Origin of the sequence: Paraburkholderia rhynchosiae (assembly GCF_002879865.1) — a bacterium.
Lineage (GTDB): Bacteria > Pseudomonadota > Gammaproteobacteria > Burkholderiales > Burkholderiaceae > Paraburkholderia > Paraburkholderia rhynchosiae.
Genome location: NZ_PNXY01000049.1, coordinates 24,480 through 31,481, shown reverse-complemented (window position 1 = coordinate 31,481; position 7,002 = coordinate 24,480). Strand labels below are relative to the sequence as shown.

The 7,002-nt window shown below is 62.6% G+C and carries 7 protein-coding genes and 1 pseudogene; 4 read left to right on the top strand and 4 right to left on the bottom strand.

The genetic code is table 11. From position 1 onward, the window contains the following. The 3 genes and pseudogenes from C0Z16_RS34060 to queF form a co-directional block, all read left to right on the top strand. A pseudogene (locus C0Z16_RS34060) lies at positions 1 to 287 on the top strand (threonine ammonia-lyase, biosynthetic); the annotation flags it as partial. A 22-nt stretch (positions 288 to 309) separates the two neighbouring features. Continuing rightward, positions 310 to 1,212, top strand: a complete 903-nt coding sequence (locus C0Z16_RS34055; RefSeq protein ID WP_102636386.1) for a 5'-nucleotidase — start codon at positions 310 to 312, stop codon at positions 1,210 to 1,212. Then, positions 1,209 to 2,033, top strand: a complete 825-nt coding sequence (gene queF / locus C0Z16_RS34050) for an NADPH-dependent 7-cyano-7-deazaguanine reductase QueF (protein WP_102636385.1) — start codon at positions 1,209 to 1,211, stop codon at positions 2,031 to 2,033. The genes C0Z16_RS34055 and queF overlap by 4 nt, the downstream gene beginning before the upstream one ends. A 59-nt stretch (positions 2,034 to 2,092) precedes the next feature. Here the strand turns inward: queF and C0Z16_RS34045 are convergent, their stop codons facing one another. The 3 genes from C0Z16_RS34045 to C0Z16_RS34035 all read right to left on the bottom strand — a co-directional run bounded on the left by C0Z16_RS34045 (position 2,093) and on the right by C0Z16_RS34035 (position 4,930). Continuing rightward, positions 2,093 to 2,479 carry a RidA family protein gene (locus C0Z16_RS34045; protein WP_102636390.1) on the bottom strand — a complete coding sequence of 129 codons (387 nt, stop codon included), beginning with the start codon at positions 2,477 to 2,479 and terminating at the stop codon, positions 2,093 to 2,095. A 75-nt stretch (positions 2,480 to 2,554) separates the two neighbouring features. Continuing rightward, on the bottom strand, positions 2,555 to 4,036 hold the full coding sequence (locus C0Z16_RS34040; protein ID WP_102636384.1) for an N-acyl-D-amino-acid deacylase family protein: 1,482 nt from the start codon (positions 4,034 to 4,036) through the stop codon (positions 2,555 to 2,557). A 3-nt stretch (positions 4,037 to 4,039) separates the two neighbouring features. Then, entirely contained in the window at positions 4,040 to 4,930 is an 891-nt protein-coding gene (locus C0Z16_RS34035) for a MurR/RpiR family transcriptional regulator (RefSeq protein WP_102636383.1), read from the bottom strand. A gap of 172 nt (positions 4,931 to 5,102) precedes the next feature. Between C0Z16_RS34035 and C0Z16_RS34030 the strand changes: the two genes are divergently transcribed. After that, on the top strand, positions 5,103 to 6,380 hold the full coding sequence (locus C0Z16_RS34030; RefSeq protein WP_102636382.1) for an amino acid deaminase: 1,278 nt from the start codon (positions 5,103 to 5,105) through the stop codon (positions 6,378 to 6,380). 87 nt (positions 6,381 to 6,467) lie between these two features. On the opposite strand, the gene C0Z16_RS34025 is transcribed toward C0Z16_RS34030, so the two are convergent. Continuing rightward, positions 6,468 to 6,983, bottom strand: a complete 516-nt coding sequence (locus tag C0Z16_RS34025; RefSeq protein ID WP_102636381.1) for a MarR family winged helix-turn-helix transcriptional regulator — start codon at positions 6,981 to 6,983, stop codon at positions 6,468 to 6,470. Positions 6,984 to 7,002: the final 19 nt, after the last annotated feature.

Sequence of the window (7,002 nt, the reverse complement as noted above, 5' to 3'; positions counted from 1 at the left end):
GTTACATGGTCGGCGGCCGCTCGCCGCTCGCGCACGACGAGCGCCTGTTCCGCTTCGAGTTTCCCGAGCGGCCGGGCGCGCTGATGAAATTCCTGTCGTCGATGGCGCCGGACTGGAATATCAGCCTGTTTCACTACCGCAACCAGGGCGCGGACTACAGCTCGATCCTCGTCGGCATTCAGGTGCCGGAAACGGACAACGCGGAGTTCGAGCGCTTTCTCTCGACGCTTGGGTATCCGTACTGGGAAGAGACGCAGAATCCGGTGTATCGGCTGTTCCTCGCCTGAACTTTTGGATTGAAACGCGCAGATGGCTCTCTCGCTTGTCGATAAACTGGTGGTGGCAATCTCGTCGCGCGCGCTGTTCGACTTCGAGGAAGAGAACCGCGTGTACGAGGAAGGCGACCTTCAGACCTATGAAGCACTGCAGCGCGACCGGCTGAACGTGCCCGCGAAACCAGGCGTCGCGTTTCCGCTGATCCGCAAGCTGTTGGCATTGAACGCGGGCGGTCATCGCGTGGAAGTGGTGATCCTTTCGCGCAGCGATCCGATCAGCGGATTGCGCGCGTTTCATTCGTGCCGCGAACACGGACTCGCGATCGAGCGAGGCGTGTTCACGCGCGGCCGTGCGCCGTTCGGTTACCTCAAGCCGTTGAACGCGTCGCTGTTTCTGTCCGCGAATCAGGACGACGTGCGCGACGCGCTGGCCGCCGGCTTTCCGGCCGCACGCGTCTTGCCGGAATCGGCGAAAATGGCGAGCAAGTATCCGGACGAAATCCGCATTGCTTTCGACGGCGACGCCGTGCTGTTTTCCGACGAAGCCGAGCGCGTGTTTCAGAAGGACGGCCTGCGAGCCTTCGTCGGCCACGAGACGCACAACAAGGATTTGCCGCTCGCCGACGGGCCGCTGAAGCCCTTGCTCGAAGCGCTTCATCGGCTGCAAAAACTCGCGGACGAAGCCGCGCCGATGCATATTCGTACGGCATTGGTAACGGCGCGTTCGGCGCCCGCGCACGAGCGCGCGATCCGAACCCTGATGGCCTGGAACATCGAAATCGACGAAGCGATGTTCCTCGGCGGCCTCGACAAGAGCGCGTTTCTGCGCGAGTTCGAGCCGGACTTTTTCTTCGACGACCAAATTGGCCATTGCGAATCGGCCCGCGTCGTGACGGCGACCGGGCACGTGCTGAGTGGCATCGTGAATGCATCATGACACCCGAACAATCACCGCTGGGTAAGCCCTCCTCTTACACCGAACAATACGACGCCTCGCTGCTGTTCCCGATTGCGCGCAGCAATGCGCGCGAAACAATCGGAATTGGCGCCCAGTTGCCGTTTTTTGGCACGGATATCTGGAACGCTTATGAGTTGTCGTGGCTCAATCAGCGCGGCAAACCGCAAATCGCCGTGGCGACTTTTTTTGTGCCGGCCGACTCGCCGAATATCGTCGAATCCAAGTCGTTCAAGCTTTATCTCGGTTCGTTCGCGCAGACCGCGTTTGAGTCGATAGAAGCAGTGCGCGACACGATCAAGCGCGACGTGTCCGCGTCTTGCGGCGCGACGGTCTCTGTTTATCTGACCGGGCCGCACGACTTCGGCAAATTGCGGATGGAAGAATTCGAAGGAATGTCGCTCGACCGGCTGGATCTCGACACAGACGTGTACACGCCGGACGCCTCGCTGCTGAAAGCGGCTTTAGACGAAGCGCCCGTCGAAGAAACAGTGTTTTCCAATTTGCTGAAATCGAATTGTCCTGTGACGGGGCAGCCCGATTGGGGCAGCGTGCAAATCCATTACATCGGCCCGCAGATCGATCACGCGGGCTTGCTGCGCTACATCATCTCGTACCGCAATCACACAGGCTTTCACGAGCAATGCGTCGAAAAAATTTTTATCGACGTGATGAAGGCGTGCAAGCCGGTCAAGCTCGCGGTCTATGCGCGTTATACGCGGCGCGGCGGGCTCGACATCAACCCGTTCCGCACCAACTACAATCTGCCGATGCCGGACAATATGCGGCTCGCGCGTCAGTAAGCAAGGGGGATCGCCGCGGGTTCTCACAGTCACTCACGCCCCGCGGCGAACCAGATGCTTCAAGCCGTCGGCTTCTTATAAGCGACGCAATCCACTTCGACTTTGCAATCGATCACCATCGACGAAACGACACAGGCGCGCGCCGGCGGATTGTCACCGAAGTATTCGCGAAACACCTTGTTGAACGACGCGAAGTCGCGCGGATCGTCGAGCCACACGCCGCAGCGGACCACATGCTCCGCGCCGTAGCCGGCTTCCTTCAGAATCGCGAACACGTTCTGAATCGCCTTGTGCGATTGCTCGACGATTCCCCCGTTGATCACTTCGCCGTTTTCCATCGGCGTTTGCCCCGAAACGAACAGCCAGCCGTCCGCTTCGACTGCACGTGAAAACGGCATATGCTGACCGCCCGTTCCCTTTCCGCCTTCAACGCCATATCGCTTCATCATCACACTCCTTAAAGGTTCGGCGCGCGTGGTCATAGCGCCGCGCGCGCCTTGATAGATCGTTCGATCAATTAATCAGAATGCGCCCTGCGCATCCCCTTTCGACGCCGCGCCGCGCGCCACGAAGTGCCCGGCGCGCTCGTCCGTCACTTCCCCGTCGCGGTATGACAGCACGCCGTTCACCCAGACTGCGTCGATGCCGTCGGCCGCTTGTTGCGGTTGCTCGAACGTCGCCGCGTCGCGCACTTTGGCCGGGTCGAACAGCACGAGGTCGGCGTGATAGCCGACGTGCACTTCGCCGCGTTGCGCGAGGCCGAAGCGCCGAGCGGACAGGCTCGTCATCTTGCGCACCGCTTCTTCGAGCGGCAACAAACCGGCGTCGCGAGCGTAATGGCCGAGCACGCGCGGAAACGCGCCCCACAAACGCGGATGCGGAAGCGGATCGTTCGGCAAGCCGTCCGAGCCGACCATCGTCGCGGGATGCGACAGGATGCGCCGCACGTCCTCTTCGGACATGTTGTGATAGACCGCGCCTGCCGGTTGCAAGCGCTTGCCCGCTTCCTGCTGTGTGACGCCCCACTCGGCGGCAATCTCTTTGATGAGCTTGCCGGCCATCTCCGGATGCGGCTCCGACCACGTGATCGTGATATCGATGTCGCCAGTGACCTGCTTCAGATCGAGCGTCGACGAACTGCGGTTGTACGGATAGCAATCGCAACCGATAGGCTGCATGCGCCGCGCGCCTTCGAGCGAGTTCAGCACCTCGACGCTGCGTCCCCAGTTCGACGGGCCCGCGCATTTCAGATGCGAGATGATCACCGGCACGCGCGCATGACGGCCCACGCGATACGCTTCGTCCATTGCGTCGAGAATCGCGTCGAACTCCGTGCGCATATGCGTGGTGTACAGCGCGCCAGCGGTGGCGAGCGGCTCGGCGAGCGCCATCACTTCTTCGGTGGGCGCGGCGAACGCGGAACCGTACGCGAGCCCCGAACTCAAACCGAGCGCGCCGTTGGCCAGCGCTTCTTCAAGTTGCGCGCGCATGCCGTCGATTTCCTGCGGCGTGGCCGCACGGTCCAGCCGATCCATCTGGTTGTTGCGCAACGCCGTGTGTCCGATCAGTGCGCCTACATTCACGGCCGGACGCGCCGCATTCACTGCCTTCACGTAGTCCGCAAAGGTCGGGTACTGGAACGCGTCGCGTTCGCCGAGCAGATTCATCGGATCGGGCGGATCGCCCTTCAGCGAAACCGGCGACGCGCTAATGCCGCAATTGCCGACGATCACCGTCGTCACGCCTTGCGTGATCTTCGGCAGCATTTGCGGCGAGCGGATCACGTGCGTGTCGTCGTGCGTGTGAACGTCGATGAAACCAGGCGCCAGCGCCCGGCCTTCGGCCTCGATCACTTCTTCGGCAAGCCAGTTCGACAGATTGCCGATCGCGACGATGTGGCCGTCGCGGATCGCAACGTCGCGCTCGACAGGCGGCGCGCCGGTGCCGTCATACAGTTGCGCGCCGACGATCAGCGTGTCGGCGGCTTCGGGATGCGAGTGCATGGATCAGTCTCCTAACGGTTGTCGATCGCCGCCACCGCGGTGCGTGTCGAGCGCGTGCTTCATGCGGCGCAGCAATTCGCGGCTCTCGTCACCCTGACTGACGGCAAGTTCGGTGACGAGCACATCGAGCGCCATCATCATTGCGTAGCGCGACGACGACGGCTTATAAATGAAGTCGGTCTCAAAGGCCACGATCGGAATCACCCAATCGGCCAGCTTCGCCAACGGCGACGCCGGTGCCGTCAGCGCGATCACCGTCGCGCCATAGCTGCGCGCGATGTTGCAGTTCTCCACCATCTCCGGGACACGCCCGGTTGTGGACAGCGCGATCACCACGCTTTCGCGCGAGACCGTGCTCGCCACCATGCGCTGCAACAAGCCGTCCTGATACGTGGCCACAGGCCGGCCGAGCCGCACCAGTCTAAAGCGCGTTTCGTCGGCGAGCGCCGTCGATCCGCCGCCCATGCCGAACACGTAGATCATGCGCGCCGCGCGCAACGCAGCCGCCGCGTCGGCCAGCGGCGCCTGGCGCAGCAGTTGATGGTTGTGCGCGAGCGCCGTCTGCAATTCGTCGAATACACGGGTCGCGATGTGCTCGGGCGCGTCGCTCGCGCTGCTCGCCTGCAAAAAGCGCTGACCGACCGCGGCGGCCTGCGCGAGCCGCAGCTTCAATTCGCGGACGTCGCGGCAACCCACCGCCTTCGCGAAACGCGTGACAGTCGCGACGCTCACCTGCGCCTGCTGCGCGAGCGCGCCGATGCTGGCGCGCGATGCGCCCGTCAGATCGTCGAGGATCAGCGCGGCGACCTTGCGTTCGGCCGAGCGCAACTCAGGCGCACATTCGGCGATGCGCGCGACGATGTCGAATGCCAGCGGTTCGGCGGTTGAGTTCATTGGTCTTGCTGCTGGTGAAGGGCGGTGCCGCCGCTCGCGGCGGCGGGCCGTGACTGACAACGCGATAGCGGCCCGGCCTTGGTACTAAATAACATTTCTCCGCCAATCGTACTTTCGGTAACATGGTAAAGTCAACTTCAACGCAATTTAACCGGACGATGGAGCAGGAGACATGAAAGTTACAAACTATCAGGGCGCAACGATTGATCCTTATAGCAAGGGCTTGGGCATGGTTCCCGGCGCCAGCATCCAGCTTACGGACGCTGGGCGTCTGGAGTGGAATCTGTTAAACGAAGACGTGAGCCTGCCCGCCGCAGTGCTTTACGCCGATCGCATCGAGCACAACCTGAAATGGATGCAGGCGTTCGTTGCCGAATACGGCGTCAAGCTCGCGCCGCACGGCAAGACGACGATGGCACCGCAGCTGTTTCGCCGTCAGTTGGACACCGGCGCCTGGGGCATCACGCTCGCCACGGCGCATCAGGTTCGTGCGGCTTATCACGGCGGCGTCTCGCGTGTGCTGATGGCGAATCAGCTGGTCGGCCGCCGCAACATGATGATGGTCGCTGAACTGCTGAGCGATCCGGACTTCGAGTTCTTCTGTCTGGTGGATTCAGTGGATGGCGTCGAACAGTTGGGACAGTTCTTCACCACGGTGAAAAAGCCGTTGCAGGTGCTGCTCGAACTCGGCGTGCCGGGCGGCCGCACCGGCGTGCGCGACGAAGCGCAGCGCAACGCGGTGCTCGAAGCGATTGGCCGCTATCCCGGCGTGCTGAAGCTCGCTGGCGTCGAGTTATATGAAGGCGTGCTGAAGGAAGAACACGAAGTACGCGAGTTTCTGCAAAGCGCGGTTGCGGTCACGCGCGCGCTCATCGACGAAGGACGTTTTGACCGCACGCCGGCTCTGCTGTCGGGCGCGGGTTCGGCATGGTATGACGTGGTCGCCGAGGAATTCGTGAAGGCGTCGGAGAGCGGCAAGGTCGAAGTCGTGCTGCGTCCCGGCTGCTATCTGACGCATGATGTGGGCATTTATCGCAAGGCGCAGACTGATATCCTCGCGCGCAATCCCGTCGCCAAGAAAATGGGCGAAGGCTTGCTCCCCGCGTTGCAATTGTGGGCGTACGTGCAGTCGATTCCCGAGCCGGATCGCGCGATCATCGGGCTCGGCAAACGCGACTCCGCGTTCGACGCCGGCCTGCCAGAACCGGCGCGCCACTATCGGCCGGGCGATCACGCGCCGCGCAACATCGCCGTGAGCGAAGGCTGGGAAATCTTCGGCTTGATGGATCAGCACGCGTATATGCGGATTCCCGCGGGCGCCGATCTGAAGGTGGGCGACATGGTCGCGTTCGACATTTCGCATCCGTGCCTGACGTTCGACAAATGGCGTCAGGTGCTGGTGCTCGATCCGGCTTATCGCGTCACCGAGGTGATCGAAACGTTCTTCTGATTTGCTTGCCGGTGTGGGCGCGGCGTGTGGATGCGCTGCTCGCAGCTCTCATGCCTTGGCCGTGCGAAACCGGTCAGACGCGTTGCCTCACATGCGCCGCTCAACGGCCGGCTCCGCTGACGCCGCTGTGTCGTCAGCGCTGACATCGCCGTCCGCGTCGGGGAGAGGTGCCGTGGACACCACTTCGCCGATTCTCGCTTCGAGCATCTTCAACGCGCCGGACAGCGCGCTCAGCGCGTCGTCCGGCAGCGCGGCCATCGTGTCATGCAGAAAAGCGTTGCGGCGCGGCAGGCTCGCTTCGGTTGCGGACACACCGGCTTCGGTCAGGCGCACATTGGTCACGCGGTTATCGCGCGTATCCATGCTGCGCGCAACCCATCCCAGTCCTTCCAGCGTTTTCAACTGGCGCGTCAACGCGCCAGGATCGACACGCAAGCGCTCGACGAGCCGCTTCTGCGACGACTCACCCGCCTGTTCATGCAGCGCGAGCAGAATGCGCCAGCGCGGCAATGGGTGGCCCACTTGCGCCTCGAAAGCCGACATGAATGCCCGATAAGTGCGGCCAAACTGCTGCATGACGGCGACGCGGTCCTGTTCTTCCATGATGGTTCAGTAAAACCTA